The organism is Streptomyces sp. NPDC098789 (assembly GCF_044759975.1).
Lineage (GTDB): Bacteria > Actinomycetota > Actinomycetes > Streptomycetales > Streptomycetaceae > Streptomyces.
The window spans coordinates 50,606-68,881 of the sequence record NZ_JBIWAJ010000031.1; the positions used below are offsets into that span (position 1 = coordinate 50,606).

Annotated in this window: 15 protein-coding genes; 7 read left to right on the plus strand and 8 right to left on the minus strand. The window is 73.6% G+C overall.

Features of this window, described 5'->3' with window-relative positions:
• Position 1: 1 nt before the first annotated feature.
• Positions 2-973 carry a TAXI family TRAP transporter solute-binding subunit gene (locus ACIQWR_RS38450; protein ID WP_404019848.1) on the minus strand — a complete coding sequence of 324 codons (972 nt, stop codon included), beginning with the start codon at positions 971-973 and terminating at the stop codon, positions 2-4.
• Between the two features lie 181 nt (positions 974-1,154).
• On the opposite strand from ACIQWR_RS38450, the gene ACIQWR_RS38455 reads away from it, so the two are divergent.
• Positions 1,155-1,532 carry a VOC family protein gene (locus ACIQWR_RS38455; RefSeq protein ID WP_404019850.1) on the plus strand — a complete coding sequence of 126 codons (378 nt, stop codon included), beginning with the start codon at positions 1,155-1,157 and terminating at the stop codon, positions 1,530-1,532.
• A 606-nt stretch (positions 1,533-2,138) separates the two neighbouring features.
• On the opposite strand, the gene ACIQWR_RS38460 is transcribed toward ACIQWR_RS38455, so the two are convergent.
• Positions 2,139-3,335: a terpene synthase family protein gene (locus tag ACIQWR_RS38460; RefSeq protein ID WP_404019853.1), complete on the minus strand. Its 1,197-nt coding sequence runs from the start codon at positions 3,333-3,335 to the stop codon at positions 2,139-2,141.
• A 248-nt stretch (positions 3,336-3,583) separates the two neighbouring features.
• Here ACIQWR_RS38460 and ACIQWR_RS38465 point away from each other — a divergent pair, with 248 nt between their 5' ends.
• Positions 3,584-4,408 (plus strand): SDR family oxidoreductase, encoded by an 825-nt coding sequence (locus ACIQWR_RS38465; protein WP_404019856.1) that lies wholly within the window; start codon positions 3,584-3,586, stop codon positions 4,406-4,408.
• Here ACIQWR_RS38465 and ACIQWR_RS38470 read toward each other — a convergent pair.
• Positions 4,345-4,683, minus strand: coding sequence for a hypothetical protein (locus tag ACIQWR_RS38470; protein ID WP_404019859.1), 339 nt, complete (start codon positions 4,681-4,683; stop codon positions 4,345-4,347). The two genes, ACIQWR_RS38465 and ACIQWR_RS38470, sit on opposite strands and share 64 nt — an antisense overlap.
• A gap of 306 nt (positions 4,684-4,989) precedes the next feature.
• On the opposite strand from ACIQWR_RS38470, the gene ACIQWR_RS38475 reads away from it, so the two are divergent.
• The 3 genes from ACIQWR_RS38475 (at position 4,990) to ACIQWR_RS38485 (ending at position 7,769) form a co-directional block, all read left to right on the plus strand.
• Complete coding sequence (locus ACIQWR_RS38475) at positions 4,990-5,919, plus strand: ArsR/SmtB family transcription factor (protein WP_404019862.1); 930 nt, start codon at positions 4,990-4,992, stop codon at positions 5,917-5,919.
• A 129-nt stretch (positions 5,920-6,048) separates the two neighbouring features.
• Positions 6,049-6,495 carry a peptidase inhibitor family I36 protein gene (locus ACIQWR_RS38480; RefSeq protein ID WP_404019864.1) on the plus strand — a complete coding sequence of 149 codons (447 nt, stop codon included), beginning with the start codon at positions 6,049-6,051 and terminating at the stop codon, positions 6,493-6,495.
• 215 nt (positions 6,496-6,710) lie between these two features.
• Entirely contained in the window at positions 6,711-7,769 is a 1,059-nt protein-coding gene (locus tag ACIQWR_RS38485; RefSeq protein ID WP_404019867.1) for a hypothetical protein, read from the plus strand.
• A gap of 161 nt (positions 7,770-7,930) precedes the next feature.
• Here ACIQWR_RS38485 and ACIQWR_RS38490 read toward each other — a convergent pair whose 3' ends face one another.
• A complete protein-coding gene (locus ACIQWR_RS38490) occupies positions 7,931-8,995 on the minus strand; it encodes an aldo/keto reductase (protein ID WP_404019869.1) in 1,065 nt (354 codons plus the stop codon).
• A gap of 117 nt (positions 8,996-9,112) precedes the next feature.
• On the opposite strand from ACIQWR_RS38490, the gene ACIQWR_RS38495 reads away from it, so the two are divergent.
• Positions 9,113-9,970, plus strand: a complete 858-nt coding sequence (locus ACIQWR_RS38495; protein WP_404019872.1) for a helix-turn-helix domain-containing protein — start codon at positions 9,113-9,115, stop codon at positions 9,968-9,970.
• A 446-nt stretch (positions 9,971-10,416) separates the two neighbouring features.
• On the opposite strand, the gene ACIQWR_RS38500 is transcribed toward ACIQWR_RS38495, so the two are convergent.
• A complete protein-coding gene (locus tag ACIQWR_RS38500) occupies positions 10,417-10,554 on the minus strand; it encodes a hypothetical protein (protein WP_404019874.1) in 138 nt (45 codons plus the stop codon).
• A 507-nt stretch (positions 10,555-11,061) separates the two neighbouring features.
• Between ACIQWR_RS38500 and ACIQWR_RS38505 the strand changes: the two genes are divergently transcribed.
• Complete coding sequence (locus ACIQWR_RS38505) at positions 11,062-11,451, plus strand: hypothetical protein (protein WP_404019877.1); 390 nt, start codon at positions 11,062-11,064, stop codon at positions 11,449-11,451.
• On the opposite strand, the gene ACIQWR_RS38510 is transcribed toward ACIQWR_RS38505, so the two are convergent.
• From ACIQWR_RS38510 to ACIQWR_RS38520, 3 genes are all read right to left on the minus strand, one after another.
• Positions 11,406-13,562 carry a PQQ-binding-like beta-propeller repeat protein gene (locus ACIQWR_RS38510; protein WP_404019880.1) on the minus strand — a complete coding sequence of 719 codons (2,157 nt, stop codon included), beginning with the start codon at positions 13,560-13,562 and terminating at the stop codon, positions 11,406-11,408. The genes ACIQWR_RS38505 and ACIQWR_RS38510 overlap by 46 nt on opposite strands.
• Positions 13,563-13,676: 114 nt before the next feature.
• A complete protein-coding gene (locus ACIQWR_RS38515) occupies positions 13,677-16,010 on the minus strand; it encodes a PQQ-binding-like beta-propeller repeat protein (protein ID WP_404019883.1) in 2,334 nt (777 codons plus the stop codon).
• Positions 16,011-16,048: 38 nt separating this feature from the next.
• Positions 16,049-18,076, minus strand: coding sequence for a serine/threonine-protein kinase (locus ACIQWR_RS38520; RefSeq protein ID WP_404019886.1), 2,028 nt, complete (start codon positions 18,074-18,076; stop codon positions 16,049-16,051).
• Positions 18,077-18,276: the final 200 nt, after the last annotated feature.

Below are 18,276 nucleotides of genomic sequence, written 5' to 3' on the forward strand. Positions count from 1 at the left end.
CTCAGCCGTACACGGAGCGGTAGTAGGCCACCGCGCCCGGGTGCAGCGGAACGCTGCCGGTCGAGATCGCGAACCGGGGTTCGAGCCGGACCCCCGCCGTGACCTCGTGCAGCAGGTCCCGCCACCGGTCGAAGACCACCCGCAGCAAGGGCTCGACGGCGCTCCGCGGGAGGTCGTCGCGGGCTAGCAGGTAGTTGCCGACGCCGATGGTCCCCACCGGCTCGTCGAGTCCGTACACGCCCGCCGGAAGGGTGACGGCCGAGTAGACGGGCCCGTAGCGCTCCCGTAGGGGACCCACGTGGCTGTCCAACGGCAGGAATCGCAGAGGCAGTTCGCGGGCCAGGGCGGTGAGCGCCGGTGTGGGTACGCCACCGGACCAGAACAATGCGTCGACCCGTCCCGCGCGCAGGGCGTCCACCGACGCGGCGAGGCCCAGGGGGCGCTCGTCCGGCGGGGCGGCGTCGCTGCCCCGCCCGGTGGCCCGCAGTACCCTGCCCGCGATCACCTGCACTCCCGAACCGGCGGCGCCGGCCGCGACCGGACGGCCCGCGAGAGCGCCTGCCTCGCGCACGGGGCCGTCGGCCGGGACGAGGAGGTGCGTGTAGTTCACGTAGATCCGGGCCAGCGCGCTCACACGGGTCGCGGGGCGGGCGAACGACTCCCGCCCCAGGACCGCGTCCTCGGCGGTGTCGGCCATCGCGAGCGCCAGCTCGACGGTCCCCTCGTCCAGCTGCCGCAGGTTGTCCACGCTGGCCGCGGTGCTGACGGGGACGATCTCCGGGCCGCGCCCGTCGGCGGCGAGGGCCTGCGCCAAGGCCTTTCCGAAGGCGTTGTACGGACCCCCTTCCGGCCCGGTGGCGAGCCGCAGCCGCCGCACCGGAGCGGGCCCGCCCGAACACCCCGCGAGCCCCGCCGCGGCCGCGCCGAGCCCGGCGCCCATGATCCACCGACGGCTCGGCGCTGCCCTGGTCATGGCGACACCCTAGCCAGGGCGGGCGAAGCACCGGCCCGGGGCCCGGCGCCCAGCGCCCTCGGTCACGTAGCGTAACCGCCTGCTGGGTCCGCCACCCGGCCCGCCACCCGGGGCCCACCGCTCGACGCGGGCCGGGTCCGGAGCGACGATGGGGAAGGGCCCCCGCGTCGAAGGGACGATCATGTTCGAAGGCAGCGGCAAGCCGTTCAGCGGGTTCTCCGTCGATGACCTCGGCAAGGCCAGGGAGTTCTACGGACAGACGCTCGGCCTGCGCGTATCCGAGGACGAAGGCATGCTCTTCCTGCACCTCACCGACGACACCGCGGTGCTCGTCTACCCGAAGGACAACCACGAGCCCGCGAGCTTCACGGTCCTCAATTTCCCGGTGCCCGACGTCGAGCACGTGGTCGACGAGCTCGCGGCGGCCGGGGTCGTCATGGAGCGCTACCCGGAGTTCACGGCGGACGAGAAGGGCATCGTGCGCGAGGACGGCGGCCCGGTCGTCGCCTGGTTCAAGGACCCGGCCGGCAACGTCCTCTCGGTGGTCGAACCGATGTGACCGACCGCCTCACGCGTCGCGCGGGCCAGAAGCAGCGTGCTGCCCCAGCAGGCGCCGTTGTAGTCGCCTTGCGCGAGCAACCGGGCCGGCGCGACCCGCGCCTCGGTGGCGCCGGCCTCGGCCGCAAGCGCCGGACAGCGTCGGCGCCGGACAGAGGCCGAGTGCCTTGCCGTAGAAGCGGGAGAGCTCGGCCGGGTCCGGGCCGTCGAACGTGACGGCCGAGAAGCGGATCGCGGGTGCGGAGACGTTTCCAGTGCTCATGAGGAAGACGCTACGACGCGCTGTTCCCTCCTGCGAGAAGATCATCCGGATGCGGGGGGCGTGCGCGCGTGCGGCGTTCACGTCCCGTCCGGGACGCCGAGCGGTACGGTGCACCGCGACCGCCGGCCTTCCGCCGTCAGCACCGCCAAGTGGACCGCCGTCGCACGGGTGCGTCACGACCTCCTCCAGGAGCAGATCGGCGGCCGGCGAACCCGCCGTCAGGGAACGCACGCTCTCCTCGTCCGGATCCGTCAGCTCCGATTCCGCACGAACGGGTAGAGGATCGAGACATGTGGCGGTACCCCGCGGCGCACCAGGGCCGGGTTGATGCGCCGCGCCGAAACGTCACTGCCGCGCGGGCGCGGGCGGCGTACCGGGCCTGAGGCGGGCACGGCCGGGGCCCTCGGCCGGAAAGCTGGTGGTCGACGTGCCTGGGTTCTGACGGCTCGTGCCGGTATCCCCGGTGGGCCCGGTATCCCCGGTGGGCCCGGTATCCCCGGTGGGCCCGGTGGTCCTGGGCTTCCCGATCGCCGGTCCGGTCACCTGCAGTTCCCCGCCGGTGAACACGCCCTCGAATCCGCCCCCATGGAACCGGGGCGACGTCTGGTGGTAGCGCAGGTTCCCCGCGCTGATGTCCTCCAGGCGGTCGCAGTACTCGTCCGCCTCTGGCGTGAGGGCCCAGCGCGACCGCAGGACCACGTACTGCCGTTCCGTCTCCTCTATCGTCTCGACGAGCTTGTTCAGGGCTTCCTGAATGCCCAGGCCGTACACGTGCTGCAGCACCGAAACGGCCTGGACGTGTGCCTTCTTCCCGTTCCTGTCGTTCCACTCCTTGCGGAACGAGTACAGGTCGTTGACGAGACAGCAGTGATGCGCCGTCAGCCGGTCGAGCTGCCCCCGCTCGGCCGACTCCCATTCCTCCGCGGAAAGGTTTCGCTCCAGCAGTGCGGGAAGGCTGGCGGTGAACAGCGGGACACCGAAATTGACGTGCCGGTACTCCAGGTACTCGCCCCACCCCATGCGGGGTGACCGGATCGCGTGGTCCTCCCGGTACTGCGCCTGCGCCATGTACGCGATGCGCCGCAGGAAGTACCGGGCCAGTGACTCCGGGAGCCGTTCGGCGATCGCCATGGCCGCCGTCAGGTTGTGCCGGGGCAGTCCGTCGCCCCAGTCGCCGGCGGCGAAGACGTCGTCGGCGTGGGACTGCTGGAACAGCAGCGTGACCGTGCGTTCCCACAGCCGTTCCGCGCTGCCGGCGCCGTTCGTCTCGTACAGGGCCTCCTGCTTGTTCTCCATGACCGTGTACAGCGCGTTGAAGCGGCACCACCGGGTCAGCAGGTCGGCGTCCACGTCGGGGAAGCACAGCGCGGCCCACGTCGTGTAGTTGTCGGCATGCACCGGCGCCGGCACCCTCGGGTCGTCGCTGAACAGCCCGAACGCCCACGCGTTCGCGTCGGCGTCCATCTGGGGGGAGTGGTAGGGGTTGATGCGCCAGCGAAAGCCGCTCCGCACCGGGGGAAGGGTGAACGTCCGGATTCTCATGGCCTTCTTTCTCGACGCCGACCTACACCAGAAACTTCCCTGCGGGGCGCACGGCACACCCGTGACCCGATGAAGAGCCCACGGGCCCGGTGGAGCTTCCCGGGTGCCTTCCGGCATGCCTCGCGGTGGGCAGCCTTCGGAAGTCGGGACCGGCGAAGTTGCCTTCGAGTCCACTTGAGGGTGTTGGCTGGGGGAGACACCTCGTCGTGCTGACCGTACGGACGACGAATTTCCTTGAGGAGCACACCATGACGCAGAAGATCTGGTTCATCACCGGTGCCTCGCGCGGCTTCGGCAGGGAGTGGGCCGTCGCCGCCCTCGAACGCGGTGATTCGGTGGCCGCGACCGCGCGCGACCTCTCGACGCTGGGCGACCTCCGCGAGAAGTTCGGAGAGCGGCTCCTGCCCCTGCGGCTCGACGTGACGGACCGTGACGCCGGCTTCGCCGCCGTGCAGCAGGCGCACGAGCGGTTCGGGCGCCTCGACGTGGTGGTCAACAACGCCGGTTACGGCCACTTCGGCATGATCGAGGAACTCACCGAGGCCGAGGCGCGCGCTCAACTGGAGACCAACCTGTTCGGCGCCCTGTGGATCACGCAGGCGGCCCTGCCGTTGCTGCGCGAGCAGGGCAGCGGCCACATCCTCCAGGTCTCGTCCATCGGAGGCATCAGCGCCTTCCCGCTGGTCGGGATCTACCACGCGTCGAAGTGGGCGCTCGAGGGCATGAGCCAGGCGCTGGCCCAGGAAGTGGCGCCGTTCGGCATCAAGGTCACGCTGATCGAGCCCGGTGGGTTCGCCACGGACTGGGCGGGTTCCTCGTCGAGCACGTCCGAGCCGTTGCCCGCCTACGCCGACTTCCACACGGCGGTGCAGGAGCAGCGCCGCAAGCGCGTCGGCACGCCGGGCGACCCGACCGCGTCGGCCGCCGCCGTGCTGAAGATCGTCGACGCCGACGAGCCGCCGCTGCGCTGCTTCTTCGGCGCGGCGCCGCTGGGCATCGCCAAGGCGGACTACGAGCAGCGTCTCGCGGTGTGGGAGAAGTGGCAGCCCGTGGCCGAGCTGGCGCAGGGCTGAGCCAGGGGAGTAGGGGCCGGGGCCGGGGCGCACGGGGCGGGAAACCGCGCCGTCGTGCCGGTCGTGCCGAGCACGAGGGCGAGCGCGTCGAGCTGCGCCGGGGCCACGTCGGCGGGGACGTCGATCAGCGTCAGCTCGTACGGCGACCAGGTGCCGTCGGGGAGTCGGTGCAGGAGGTCGCGGTCCATCACCAGGAGCTCCTCCCCGAGTGCGTACGTCCCGGACGCCCAAGATCCGAGGGAGGGGACCGCGCACGGCACCCCGAGCTCGGCCACGGGATCACACCCGGGTGCGGTCCGCTCCCGGCAGGAGCACAGCCGCGCGGGACGGACCGCCGGCCCGTGCGCAAAAGGTCCGGAAACGCCGTTGAAGCCCCACCCGGGGTCCCGGACAATTGCTACCGCTGCCCGCCGATGCGGGCTGATGGTCGCGAGTGACGCCGGATCAGTCCGCGTCGCCGTACGAGCCCGGGATCAGTGGGGCCATTGCTGTTGCGCATTCATTTCACCGCGGAGGATCTCGCCCGGACCCGCGTGGCCACCACGATCGGGGCGGCGGCGGAGACCTATTACAGCCTCGAGATGCTGAGCAGACACTCCCTCGCGGTGCCCTTCCTGCCCTGGCGCGCACAGGTTGCCGGTCGACTGCCGCGGGACGCCAAGCCACTGACCGCGCTCGTGCCGGACCACGGCCCCGGGCTCGACCTGCTGACCCTGGCCGGGGACTCGCCCGACATCGACGAGGCCGTCGACACCCTGCTGCGGGCTCCGCGCGCCCGCGTACGCCGGGAGCTGGAGGTGGTCGCCTTCGACCCCGCCCGCTCCTCCTGGGCCCGGACCGTGGCCGAGGGCGACGGTGCAGCCCGCCGGCAACTGGCGACGGCCCTGGCGGCCTGCCACCGCCTGACCGTCGGGCCGTTCTGGCCGGCCGCCCGGGCGCGCCTCGAAGCGGTGCGCGCGCAGTACGCCCGTACGTTCCTGGAGACCGGAGTGGAGGGGCTGCTGGCCACGTTGTGCCCGCCGCTGGTGCGCTGGAGCCCACCCGTGCTGGAGGTGCGCCACCCCCGCCCGGTCGATGTCCACCTGGGCGGCCGGGGGCTCGTCCTCGCGCCGACGGTCTTCTCCTGGCGCGAACTCAGCCTGTTGTACGACCCGTACGACGAGGAGTCGGTGCCCCGGCTGACCGTGCCGGCGGTGACCGACCCGGCGTACGGCTCCGCCCTGTGGGACGGCGGCAACGGCACGGCCGCCGACGAAGCCCTGGGCGCTGTGCTCGGCCGTACCCGGGCGGCCGTGCTGCACCTCCTCGCGTACGGCTGCGGCACCACCGAACTCGCCGGGCGGCTCGGCATCACCCCGGCGGCGGCGAGTCAGCACACCAAGGCCCTGCGCGGCGCGGGCCTCATCACCACGAGCCGTCGGGGCGGTTCCGTGCTGCACGTCACGACGGCCCTCGGACGTGAGCTGCTCGGAGCGACGGGCGAGCGAGCGAGAGGCGGCCGCTCCTTTTAAGCGGTGGCTTAAGACCGTGGCGGGCGGAACCCGGCCGTCGGCAGGATGCGTGACGGCGCCGGCCCGCCGGGGTCCAACGGCACCGCATCCGTACATCACCACATCCGCAACCGAGGTGGGAGCACGCGCATGACAGATGCAACGAGTTCAGGGAGTACGAAGGCTCGCCGGCGCCGGACGGGGGAGCGGGCCGCGGTCCTCGTGGGCGCCGTGCTGATCGCCTTCGCGACGGCTCAGGCACCCGCGTCGGCGAGTCCGGGCCAGTGCGCCGACAACCGCCTGTGTGCCTGGTCGAACGCGGACTACGGCGGCATCTTCACCGCCTACACGGCCTCCGCGCCGGTGCTCGGCGGCGACAACGACCGGTTCGACTCCGTGTGGAACCGCAACAGCGTCTCTTGGTACGTCTACGTCGACCCGTACTACCGGGGCGCCAAGTACTGTGTCCGGCCCGGCTATTCGGTGTCGAACCTGGGCGACTGGTTCGGTCTCCACGACCAGATCTCGGCCGTACAGAAGCTGGGCGGGACATCCTGCGGGACGGCGACTCCGATCGGCTCCTACAAGGGCTCGTAGCCGACGCCCCGAGCGATGCCGTCCCCCGGTGGTCGGGGGAACCGGGGGACGGCGGTTTCGCCGCTACTGAGCCTGAGGAGCTGTATGTCACGACGCGGGACCTTCCAGACGGCCATTACCCCGTAGGTAATCGATCTTGGGCGAGTGCGAGGGCAGGCTGGGGCCACCGCAGCGGCGAGAGGTCGCTGTGGAAGGCACCGGATCGGAGTGGGTGGATGTTCGCGCGATGTCGTAAGGCGTGGGGGATCTCGCTGGCGGCAGTGGCGGTGGCCGCGGCGACCTCCGCGGCGGCCTGGCCGGTCCAAGTGGTGGCCGAGAACGCGGGGGTGGACTGTACGGAGGCACGGGCCGGGATCGTGCGGTTGGAGGGGCGCGTCACGCCCAACGTCTGTGCCTTCCTCCAGCGGCAGTTGGCTTTCGGCCGGATGCCGACCGGCGAGCTGCCGCCTTCGGGGGAGAAGGCCCTGGATCATCCGAGGGTCGCGGCCTACCTCGACATATTCGACCCGGCCGCCACCTTGTGGGAGGCGGGTAGCACCCCCAAGACCGACCACCGTGTCATCGGGGCCGCCATCGGCGCCTCCCTGAACCTGGTCCCGGATCTGCGCTACACCGGCACCGACGTGGTGGCCGACGGCGGTGTGGTCATGTTCGGCCAGTGGAACACGGCGACCGTCAAGGGCCGAAAGATCGCCTACCCGCAGATCGCGCGCAACGTTCTGGGCGACGAGGGCAGGACCATCCAAGCCCGTCGCTACTACGACCGCCACGTACTGGTCCGTGACACCCTGCCGGACGCCCCCATAGGCCTGTTCGAAGGCATCGCGGACACCGGCCGGCCCTCCACCACCGGACCGGCCCCCGTCCGCCCGACCCCGGCCGAGCTGCCGGAGCGCCTCGCCGCATGGAACGCCGGGAACACCGACGCGCTGCTGCGCCGGATGGGTGGCGCCCGGTTGGCTGGGCCGGGGCTGGCCGAGCCGCTGGCGACGAAGGCGGCGAAGCGCGACTACCTCCAACGCCTCTTCGGCAAGGCCGATCTCGAACTCAAGGCGGGACAGGTCGCGTTCGGCAAGACCACCACCTACGTCGAGTGGTTCGGCGCAGTCACCCGGAAGCAGGCCGCGTCCGCCGCGGAGAGCCCCGCCGTCCCGTTCGGGATCGTGGAGCGCTTCGGCCCGGACGGCGAGTGGGAACTGTACTTCGACACGCTGCCGGTGCTGGCCGACCGGCAGACGATCGACGGCCTGTTCGCGCGACTGGCCAAGCCGTGACTCCCCCGACGTACATCCGACGCCCGGTCAGCTGGTGGGGGCGGCCGGGCGAACCTGAAGCCCGACGGTGAGTCCGACGGCGGAAACGATCCGAACGGGTTCATCCGGAAGGTGAACCGACCACGGCTCCAGCCCCGGCTCTCGCCGCTGACGGCCGACCGTCAGCGGCGGGTCTCGATTCGCAGGCCGCCCGTAGTCACCTGGCGGATGGGCTCGCTCGCCAGCAGGTCGTGCGGCTGGCCGAGGGCGATCGCGCCCGCCGCGTCGAGCCGGGCCAGTTGGGCGTCCGTCAGCTCGACCGCCAGGGCGCCCAGGTTGTCCTTCAACTGGGCGGGGGTGCGGGCGCCGAGCAGCGTGCTCGTCACGCCCGGCTTGCGCAGCGTCCAGGCCAGCGCCACCTGGGCCGGGGTGTGCCCCAGCTCGCCGGCCAACTCCCGGACCACCCCGGCCACGCCGAGGCTGCGTTCGGTGAGGGTGCCCAGGGCCAGGTTGTGGCTCCGCCGGGTACTCCCGTCGGGGCCGGCGCCCGTCGCGCCCACGTCCTCCCGGCCGTACTTGCCGCTGAGCACCCCGCCGCCGAGCGGCGAATACGGGACCACGCCCAGACCCAGCTCCCGGGCCATCGGGATCAGGTCGCGCTCCGCGGTGCGTTCGATCAGGCTGTACTCGACCTGCAACGCGACCAGCGGCGACCAGCCGCGCAGGTCGGCGATCGCCTGCATCCGGGACACCTGCCAGGCCGGGGTGTTGGAGATCGCCAGGTACAGCACCTTGCCCTGCCGGACCAGGTCGTCCAGGCCGCGCAGCACCTCCTCGACCGGCGTCCGGAAGTCCCAGACGTGCAGGTACAGCAGGTCGATGTAGTCGGTGGCCAGCCGCCGCAGGCTACCCTCCACCGAGCCGAACAGGGCCTTGCGGTGACCACCCCCGGAGTTGGGGTCGCCGGGGCGTCGCAGCGTCGAGTACTTGGTCGCCAGCACCAGGCGCTCGCGCTCCTTGCGGGCGAACTCGCCGAGCAGTCGCTCGGAGGTGCCGTCGGTGTAGGTGTCGGCGGTGTCGAAGAGGTTGCCGCCGAGCCCGACGTAGTGGTCGAACAGCGCTCGGGCCTCGGCCCGTTCAGCGCCCCAGCCCCACTCGGTGCCGAAGGTCGCCGTACCCAGGGCCAGCGGTGAGACCCGCAGTCCCGAGCGGCCCAGCAGCCGGTAGGTGTCGAGGGTCAGTGCCATCAGGTCCTCCTGTGCTCGTGGTTCGTTGCCGGTACCGAGTCTGTGACGGCGGTGCCCCGGGGGTAAGGGACGGCGCTTCCTGGGAAGACCGGTCCCACCCCGGAGGTTGAACCGGTCATGACGACCCGAACCATCGACACGGCCCAAGAGCTGGCGGCCTTCCTGCGGAGCAGGCGCGAAGGCCTCGACCCCGGCCGGCTGGACCTGCCGTCGCGTCGGCGGCCCCGGCGGACGCCGGGGTTGCGCCGCGAGGAAGTCGCCGATCTGGCCGGGGTCAGCACCGACTACGTGGTCCGGTTGGAGCAGGGCCGCGGACTGCGGCCCTCCGCAGAGGTGCTGGTGGCGCTGGCCCGAGCCCTGTGCCTGGATCCAGGCGAGCGCGACTACCTGTTCGACCTGGCCGGACACCGCCGCCCCGGTGTCACCGGTGGGCCGGCCGCCGGCGCGGCGTCGTCGCTGGCCCGTCTGGTCGGTGACCTGTCACCGCTGCCGGCCATGCTGATGGACTACCGCTACGACATCCTCGCCTGGAACCCCGAACTGGCCCGGCTGCTACCGGGCTTCGAGGCCGTCCCGCCGGCACGGCGCAACGCGATGCGGCTGTGTCTGCTGCATCCGGAGATGCGCGGCTTCTACGCCGACCGGGAGCAGGCGCTGCGGGACGGGATCGCCCACCTGCGCGCGGCATGGGCCGCGCACCCCGAAGACCGGGAACTGGGCTCCCTCATCGACGAGTTCATCACGCAGGATGAGGACTTCGCCCGCTTGTGGTCGCAGCGGGAGGTCAGCGTCAACGGACGCGGCCGGAAGGTGCTGCGGCATCCGGTCGCGGGCGCGATCACCGTCGACTTCGAAGTCCTGCTGCCGCTCCAGGACCCGGAACTGCGCCTGCTGGTCTACCGAGCCGCGGACGAGGAAAGCCGCGCCTCCCTGGACCGGCTGTGCGCGGCTGACGTGTCCAGGCTCACGGGCTGAGTCGCCTTGCGGCCCAGCGACCGGAGGACAGCGACCGCGGCGCAGGAGATGCTGAAGGCGGTGGCTCTAGTCGACGCGGCGACGGTCGCGGCGACGTTCGCGCTGATGGGGGAGAGGAGCCGGCAGCCGCGCTGCCGGAGAACGCGGAGTCGGGTACGACGCCGACCGACCTCCTGGATCACTTCTTCGGGCCGGGCGAGCACGACGAACACGGCGACGCGCACCGCGTCGCCGCCTGGGATCCGGATCTGCCGCGCCCCGCGCACGTCCCGGACCGCATGACGCCTGCCGAGCCGGTGCTCATCCCGGACGCCCCCGTCGAAGCGCTGCGCGGACCGAAGCCGATCGAGCACGTGTGGCACGTCTCGGTCCGCAACGCGGCCGGCGACCGCCGGCTCTCGGACACGGAACGGAGGGAGGGCGCCTCCGCGAGGGCGCACGCCCCGTCACCGGCGAGGCCTCGCGGCGAGCGCGCGGGACTCCCGCAGCACGCCGTCGGCTAGGCCACCACCGTCGCCCACGGCGACATCGATGTCCTCGACCGGCTCCGCGGCTCCGGGCAGCGCGTGCGCCAACGCCGACATGACGACGGCGCCTTCATCGGGTCAGAGGGCTTCGGCTTGCCACCTCTGCGACGTCCATCCCCTGCTTCTGAACCGCCACGACACCCAAGGATCGGTGAACATGAGGAAGGGCGCCCTCATCCGCGCCACCACGCTCGTCGCCGCGGCGCTGCTCGCCGTCGGAGTCTCCACCGGATCCGCGTCCGCCGCCTACGGCGCGCCGTAGGTCGGCAACGGCTACGGCAACAACGCGACCGCCGTGTGGTGCGTGCAGCACCTCGTCAACAGCTGGCGCGGGTTCGCCGGACGGTCTCCCATCGCCGAGGACAGCCACTGGGGCTGTTACCCCTACCTGCCGACTCCGTACGGTTTCTAGAAAGGTGCGGAACCACCCGATGAAGCTCACCACACGCCTCTCGGCGCTCGGCGGCGTCACCGCCCTGATCCTGGCCGGTCCCTCCGAAGTCGGGCAGCCCGGAGAGCACCGAGGCGTACGGCACCGCGCTCCTCGGCGACCAGGGAAAGCGCGTGACCGCCAAGGGCTCCCGGATGAGCGTGTCCCGTCCCGGCGACGGCTGTCTCGCCGAGGCCGAGACGCGCCTGCTCGGCGACGGCCGGATGCGATGGCTCCAGGTCCGGATCATGCTCTTCGAGGGGCAGGAGCAGGCACGCCAGGACGTGGAGAAGAACGCCGCGTTCCGGGCCGCGACCACGCGCTGGCGGCAGTGCATGGAGCAGGCCGGTTTCCCGCAGCAGGACCCCGTCAAGCTCCTGGGAACCCTCCGGACGGACGAGGCCCGCCGTACCAGCCCAGCCTGCTGTACACACCCCAGGGGCCCGGGCGCCGCAGGGAGCGCGCACCGCGGCGGAGGTCACTCGAGGGGGACGGACGCCAGGCGATCGACGGTCTGGGGGTAGAGGCGGTTGCCGCGTTGGACGACCATGCTCGGGCCGTCGGGCATGTTCACGGCGCCTGCTGAGAGCGTCCACGCGACGCGGCGGGTGGCGGTGTCCATCGCGACGACCGCCTGACCGGCGCCGGCGACCGTGGCGTAGAGCTCACCGCGGAACGGGTCGGGCGCCGCCAGCATGGAGACGTAGGCGCCCGGGTCGTGGGTCCATGACTTCTTCCCGGTCGACTCGTCGTAAGCCTGGAGCTCCCCGTCCGCGACGTACACCGTGCCGTTCACGCAGACGGGCGCGCTCAGCAGTTTCGTCCCCTCCGGCTCCAGCTTCCAGGCCACCGCGCCCGTCAGGAGGTCCACCGCCGTGATCCGCTCCTCGAAGTCGAAGACGTGGCGGTCCGAGGCGACCGGGGGGTTGATGCCGCCCGACCGGTCGGGTGACGTCGCCTCCTGGTCGGTGCGGACCCGGGAGGCCCACAGCAGGCGGCCGTCGCGCAGGTCGACGGCGAAGACGCGCGCGGGATCCGAGCAGATCAGGCGGCCGCCGGAGATGGTGGACGACATCATGAGGGCGCCGAGCGAGTCCAGGACGGCGCCCTCGACGCGCGTGCGCCAGCGCAGTTTCCGGGCGCCCAGATCGTAGGCGAGCAGCCAGGCCTCCTCCTGCTGTCGCCGGTCGTCGGAGCGGAAGTACGCCTTCAGGTAGAGGCACTGGGCGTCCGCGGCGAGCAGCTGGGTGGTCTGGGCGAGCCCGCCCAGCACCGCCGGGTCGGCCGCGTCGGCGGGGAGGCTGCCGGTGCGCGGGTCCATGTATCCAGCGCTCGCGTTGCCGTCGTCGTCGAAGACGAGGCCCACGAGGCGTGCTCCCGCCACGACGACGTCGACCGTGGCGCTCTTGGTCTCCCACAGGATCCGGCCGTCGGCCGTCGAGATGCCGCGCAGCACGTCGCTCGTGTGGATCAGGACCTCGTCGGACGCGACGACCGGGGTGGCGGAGAAGGGGGACGGGACCGACCACAGCGGCGCCGGTGGGGTGCCGGGCGGACGGGAGCCGCGGCCGGGACCGGGTGACGCCGTAGGGGTCCCGGAGCCGGAGCCGGAGCCCGGGAGGTTGCCGGTGGCCCGGAGCGCCGCGGCTCCGCCCACGGCGGTGAGTGCGGCCGCCGTGCCCGCGAGCAGGGTGCGCCGGGAGAGGGCGCGGCGCGGGGCGGGGGCGCGCAGCGGGGCGGGGGAGACGGTGGCGACGTCCCCGATCCGGCGCGACAGGTCGGCCAGGAGGGCTTGCGGCAGCAGCTCGGCGAACTCCCCGGGGTCGAACGGCCCCCACGCGTCCCGCAGCCGGCCGGGGGCGGGCCGGTCGCCGGGTTCCGGTGACAGGCAGGCGGTGAGCGTCTCGCGCAGCCCGTCCGGCAGGCCCGTCAGGTCGGGGTCGGCGCCGTCCCGCAGCAGTTCCAGTGTGCTCTGCCGGCCGCGGGCGTCGTAGGGGCCGTGACCGGTCGAGGCGAACACCAGGACCGCGGCGAGGGCGAACACGTCGCCTTCCGGGCCGGGCGGTCGCCCGCGCGCCTGCTCCGGCGACATGTACGCCGGTGTGCCCGCGGGCCCCGCGCTCTCGGTGGGACGGGGGCCGCCCGGGGCCTGGGCGAGGCCGAAGTCGATGAGGCGCGGGCCCTGCGCCGTGACCAGTACGTTCGACGGTTTGACGTCCCGGTGGACGAGCCCTGCACGGTGCAGGGCGGTGAGGGCGGCGGCGAGCGCGGAGCCGAGTCCGCGGACGACCGGTTCGGGCAGTGGCCCCCCGGCCGCCACCGCCTCGGTCAGTGAGGGTCCGATGAGGTATGCCGTGGCCAGCCAGGGCCGCGCCGCGTCGGTGTCGGCGCCGAGGTAGGCCGCGGTGTGCTCCGCTCCCAGGGCCCGCGCGGCTTCGGCCTCCATGGTCAGCCGCTGACGGTAGCCGGGCCGGTCGCGCAGGTCGGACCGGACGGTCTTGACGGCGGCGAGCCGGCCGCCGCCGGTGCGTGCCAGGAAGACGGTCCCCATGCCGCCGCCGCCCAGCCGGCCGAGGAGGGTGTGCTCCCCGAGCCGTTCGGGATCGTCGGGCAGCAGGGGCAGGAGCGTGGACATGACCGGTGGACTCCTTCGGGGCGGCGGTGAAGCGGTGCGTGCTCGCGTGTGCGGCCGTCGGCGGGCGGGGAGGGCGCGTGGGGGCGGGGAGGGCGCGTGGAGGAGGGGGCGGGGTCAGTCCGCCGGGAGGGCGACGACGGCGGACGGCCGGGCGACGAGCAGGACCCCGGGGGCGGCGGCGAGTTGGAACGGTTCTCGGGCTTCCACGCCCGCGAGCCCGGTCTGCCACGTCCGTTTGCCCGAGGGGAGGGCGGTCGCGGTGACCTGGTGGAGGGTCGCGAGGTAGAGGGTGCGTCCGGAGGTGCTCGCGGTCATGCTCCCGAGCGCGTTCCACGCCAGGTTCTCGTTCAGCACCTGCTCCCACCGGGTCCGGCCGGTGTCCGGGTCGACGGCGACGACGGGGCCCGTACCGTCGTCGCACAGGTACAGCGTGCCGCCGCTGAGGAAGGGCGGGGCGTTGGTGCCGGCGACCAGGGCCTGCGACTCCCACAGCCGGGTGCCGGTCTTGAGGTCGTGGGCGTGGGCGCGACCGCCAGAGAGCAGGAACAGCCGCCCACCGCCGGCCGGGTCCACCACGGAGGCCGGGCCGCTGTGCACGCCGGGGTAGGAGCGGTTCAGGAGCAGGCGTCCGCCGCTCCGCTCGAAGCCCGCGATCGAGAGGGTCCGGACGGCCGTGACGTCCTGGAACATCGGCCGCGGTACCCGCACCTCCACGACGACCGTCTCCGGGCCGACGGTGGTGGTGAGTTCGGTGTTGCCGAACCCGCTCGGCAGCGGGGTGCGCCACACCTCCTTGCGGTGCTCCAGGTCGAACGCCGACAGCAGGTACCCGCCCGTCGCGCTCCCGTCGTTCACGAGCAGCCACGCGGTGGCGCCGTCGGCGGCGAGCACCCTCGAGAGCCGCTCGTCGCGTCGGAGCCACTGGGTACGCCCGTCACGCGTCGAGCAGAGCGACAGCCCCTCGCGCGTGGCCATCAGGAAGCGGTCGCCGGGGACGAGGACGGGGGAGGTGTTGTCGTCGACGGGCAGTTGCCACACCTCCTTTCCGGTGCGCAGGTCGTGCCCGTACAGGACGTCGCCGCGCATCATCAGGCAACGGTCGGCGCTGGTCACCGGGAGGAGCCGGGTGCGGGCCGTCGGGTCGTCCAGGCGCCACAGGGCGGCCGGCGGCATGCCGGGCACGCGGGGGCTCGTACCGGAACCGCCGCCCGCCGCGGACGGCGCGGTGCGGCCGTCCTCGCGGGTCAGCGCGGACCACGCGAGGGTCCCGGAGACCCCCAGGGCCGCGCCCGCGGCACCGGTCAGCAGGCCGGACAGCACCCGGCGGCGGGTGGGCGTGGCGAGCGTGCCGGGCGTGGTCGGCCGGGACGGATCCGGGCTGGTGGCCGGGGGTGTCACGGCCAGGGTGGCGGGGTGCTCGGGCTCGTGCGCGTCGCCGTCCGCCGCTCGGTCGTCCACCTCCCCGTCCGCGACGGCGCCCTCCAGGTCGGCGATCGCCTGCGTCCGCGCGGCCAGTGCGGCGACGACCCGGCCCGGCAGCGCGTCCGGTGTCCGCTGCGGATCCTGTCCTCCGGGAGCCAGCGTCCGGGACAGTTCCGCGGCGGTGGGGCGGTCCGCCGGGGAGGCGGACAGCGCGGCGGCCACCACCTCGCCCAGTTCTCCCGGCAGTTCGGGCAGTTCGGGCCGGTCGTGGACGGCACGATAGGCCAGTACGGGCGGCGGGCCGTCCCCGAAGGGGAGCCGGCCGGTGGCCGTGTGGAGCAGCAGCACCGCCAGGGAGTACACGTCCGCGGCGGCGGAAGAGGGCCGCCCCGCTGCCACTTCCGGGGCCATGAAGGCCGCGGGCACGGTAGACACCCGGCTGGGCGGCTCGGGCCGGCCGGGCCCCGCGCCGGGCCGTCGATCCTCGCCCGGCCCCTGCCAGCGGGCCGGTTCGCGGCGTCGCTGCTCCGACGGCATGCGGCAGGCGTGCAGGGCCATCAGCAGCGGGCGGGCCGTGGTGAGCCAGACCCCGTCGGGTGCCACCGCGCCGTAGCTGATGCCCCTGGCGTGCAGGGCGGCCAGGGTGTCGGCGACCTCCGCGGCAAGCAGTACCGACTGTTGCACGGGCAGCATCCCGGACTCCGTTCCGGGCCGCCGCCCCACGTCGGAGAGGGACACGGCGGAGGTCTGCGCGAGGGCCACCCACGCGGGCTCGGTCCCGGTGTCCAGGTCCAACACGACCGGCACTCCCGGCACGGGCCCGCGGCTCAGCTCCTCGGCCGCCCGGTGCGAGGCCGGGGGCAGCAGGCACACCACGGCGTGCCCGTGGGTGCGGTCGCGGCCGACGTACATGCCGCCCCGCCGCGGCGCCGGCCCGGGGCCGGGCCAACGGGCCAGCAGCCGGTACGGCCCGGCCGACCGCGGGTCCTCGGGACCCGGGCCTTCCCCCAGACGTCCGCCCCCCATGCGTTCCCCCCTCACCTCGTGGCCCCGCCCGGGGCCGCTCACATGCCCGGCAGGGCGCGGACCGCGCCGCCGCGCTGCCAGATGACGCCGCCCCCGACGACCGCTCCCCGCCAGGAGACGCCGGCCCGGACCTCCCCGGCAGGGGCCGGTGCGAACACGTACTGTTCGGCCGCCCGCCCGCGGTGCGCCACGAGGATGCCCAGCTCGGGCTTGAGCAGCGGCGCGAAGATCCCGGATCCCGCCACCAACGGAGCCTGGTCCTGCGCCAGTTCCTCGGCGGCCAGCACCGTCCAGCGGGACGCTCCGGTCTTCGCGTCGATGCTCCGGAGCTGGCGGCCGTCGGCGACGTACACGTCGTCGCCGGCCGGCGTCGGCATGCCGAAGCCCGCGCTGTCGTCCGCGGGCAGGACCCACAGCTGTTCACCGCGCTCCCGGTCCAGGCAGGTCAGCGTCCGGTCCCCGGCCCCGCCCAGCAGCACTGCCTTCGCGGACGAGGCCGTCCGCGAACCGTTGGCGCCGGCGGGCCGCCGCCACACGGGGCTGCCGTCGGTCGCGGACAGGGCCAGCACCCCACCGCCTGCGGAAGCCAGGACCAGCTGCCCGTGCCCGGCGGCCGCCGAGGGCGCCGTGCCCGGCACGGGAACGGGCACGCGCCAGCGCACCGCGCCGTGCGCCCGCTCGAACGCGGCCACGCCGCCCTTGGCGTCGAGCACGTACACCTGGTCCTCGTCGGCGGCGAGCAGTCCGGTCACCCGCTCGCGCGTGCGGTGGCGGACCGTACCGTCGGTGGGGTCCAGGAAGAGCAGGCTCCCGTCCGGATCCAGGGCGACCGGTCGGCGGCCGCCGACGAGGTCGCGCACCACCGGGCCGCGCCAGCGCTGTGCGCCCGAGACCGGATCGTGGAGCAGGAGCTCGCCACCGCGGTCCGCGAAGCACACCCGGCCGTCGACGTCGACCGGCCCGAAGGCCGGCTGCGCCGCGGCGTCGTCGTACGACCACAGGGGCTCGGGCACCGTGCCGGGCGGGCCGCTCCAGCGGGGAGCGGGGGTCCGGTCGGGGCCGTCGTCCTCCGGGAGGGCGCGCAGGGCGGTGGCACCGGCCGCCGCGAGGAACACGGCCGCGCCGACGGCGGTGAGCACCCCGCGCCGGGTGGGCAGCCGCGGGCCGGCGCCCAGGGCCGCCGCGGCGCGGGCGATCTCGGCGGCGTCGGCGAGCACCGCGGGCGGCAGCCAGCGGGCGGCGGCGCGCAGGGCGGAGTCCTGCGGGTCCAGTTCCGCGACCACGTCCGCGGCGACGGGCCGGTCCCGGGGCTGCTTTTGGAGGCAACCGCGGATCACGGGCATCAGCTCGGCCGGTACGCCGGTGAGGTCCGGTGCCTCGTAGGCGGTGCGGAAGTCCGAGTGGACCGGGTCTCCGTCGTAGAAGGCGTGCCGGCCGGTGAGCGCGAAGACGAGCAGTGCGCCGAGGCAGAAGACGTCGCTCGGCGCCCCGAGGGGCCCCTTCACCACCTGCTCGGGCGACATGTAGCCGGGCGTTCCGGGGCGCTGCCCGGTCGCGGTCAAGGTGGCGTCCCCGGTCACCCGGGCGATGCCGAAGTCGACGACACGGGGGCGGTCGGCGCCGAGGATGACGTTCGACGGCTTCAGGTCGCGGTGTACGACCCCGGCCGCACCCAGGGCCGTCAGGGCCCGGCCGAGCGCCCCGGCGAGGGCCCGCACGGCGGGCGCGGGCAGGGGTCCGTGCCGCAGTACGGTCGCGGCGAGGGTCGCGCCCGGGACGAATTCGGCCGCGATCCAAGGCACGTGGTCGGCGGTGGAGGAGCCGAGCACGTTGGCGACGAAGGGGCCGCGGACCGCTGCCGCGGCGGCGGCCTCGCGGGCGAACCGCTCGCGCAGGTCCGAGTCGCGGAAGAGTTCGGGCCGGATGGTCTTCAGGGCGACCGGACGTCCCCGGCGGCGGGCGAGATAGACCGTCCCCATGCCCCCGGCCCCGAGCACCCCCAGGACGCGGTGACCTCCGAGCTGGGCGGGCGTACCGCCCGGCAATGGGGCGATCACTGGTGTCATGCCGTTGATCGTATGCGCGCGTCCGCCAACCGCCCTTCGAATCAGCGAAGTTGCTCTCTCCCGCCCGGCCGGCGCCGACCACATCACCACGGGCGTCGGCAGGCCCTGACCAGGGCGGCGCGGCCGTCGACCCGCCGCGGCGGATAGCTCTGACGACGGGCCCGCAGGGTGGCCGGACCGCAAGGGCGCTGCGGATGGAC

Excerpts from the sequence above, each read along its gene's own strand:
- ACIQWR_RS38450 (WP_404019848.1), bottom strand. The coding sequence starts at position 973 with ATGACCAGGGCAGCGCCGAGCCGTCGGTGGATCATGGGCGCCGGGCTC.
- ACIQWR_RS38455 (WP_404019850.1), top strand. The coding sequence starts at position 1,155 with ATGTTCGAAGGCAGCGGCAAGCCGTTCAGCGGGTTCTCCGTCGATGAC.
- ACIQWR_RS38460 (WP_404019853.1), bottom strand. The coding sequence starts at position 3,335 with ATGAGAATCCGGACGTTCACCCTTCCCCCGGTGCGGAGCGGCTTTCGC.
- ACIQWR_RS38465 (WP_404019856.1), top strand. The coding sequence starts at position 3,584 with ATGACGCAGAAGATCTGGTTCATCACCGGTGCCTCGCGCGGCTTCGGC.
- ACIQWR_RS38475 (WP_404019862.1), top strand. The coding sequence starts at position 4,990 with ATGCTGAGCAGACACTCCCTCGCGGTGCCCTTCCTGCCCTGGCGCGCA.
- ACIQWR_RS38480 (WP_404019864.1), top strand. The coding sequence starts at position 6,049 with ATGACAGATGCAACGAGTTCAGGGAGTACGAAGGCTCGCCGGCGCCGG.
- ACIQWR_RS38485 (WP_404019867.1), top strand. The coding sequence starts at position 6,711 with ATGTTCGCGCGATGTCGTAAGGCGTGGGGGATCTCGCTGGCGGCAGTG.
- ACIQWR_RS38490 (WP_404019869.1), bottom strand. The coding sequence starts at position 8,995 with ATGGCACTGACCCTCGACACCTACCGGCTGCTGGGCCGCTCGGGACTG.
- ACIQWR_RS38495 (WP_404019872.1), top strand. The coding sequence starts at position 9,113 with ATGACGACCCGAACCATCGACACGGCCCAAGAGCTGGCGGCCTTCCTG.
- ACIQWR_RS38500 (WP_404019874.1), bottom strand. The coding sequence starts at position 10,554 with ATGTCGGCGTTGGCGCACGCGCTGCCCGGAGCCGCGGAGCCGGTCGAG.
- ACIQWR_RS38510 (WP_404019880.1), bottom strand. The coding sequence starts at position 13,562 with ATGTCCACGCTCCTGCCCCTGCTGCCCGACGATCCCGAACGGCTCGGG.
- ACIQWR_RS38515 (WP_404019883.1), bottom strand. The coding sequence starts at position 16,010 with ATGGGGGGCGGACGTCTGGGGGAAGGCCCGGGTCCCGAGGACCCGCGG.
- ACIQWR_RS38520 (WP_404019886.1), bottom strand. The coding sequence starts at position 18,076 with ATGACACCAGTGATCGCCCCATTGCCGGGCGGTACGCCCGCCCAGCTC.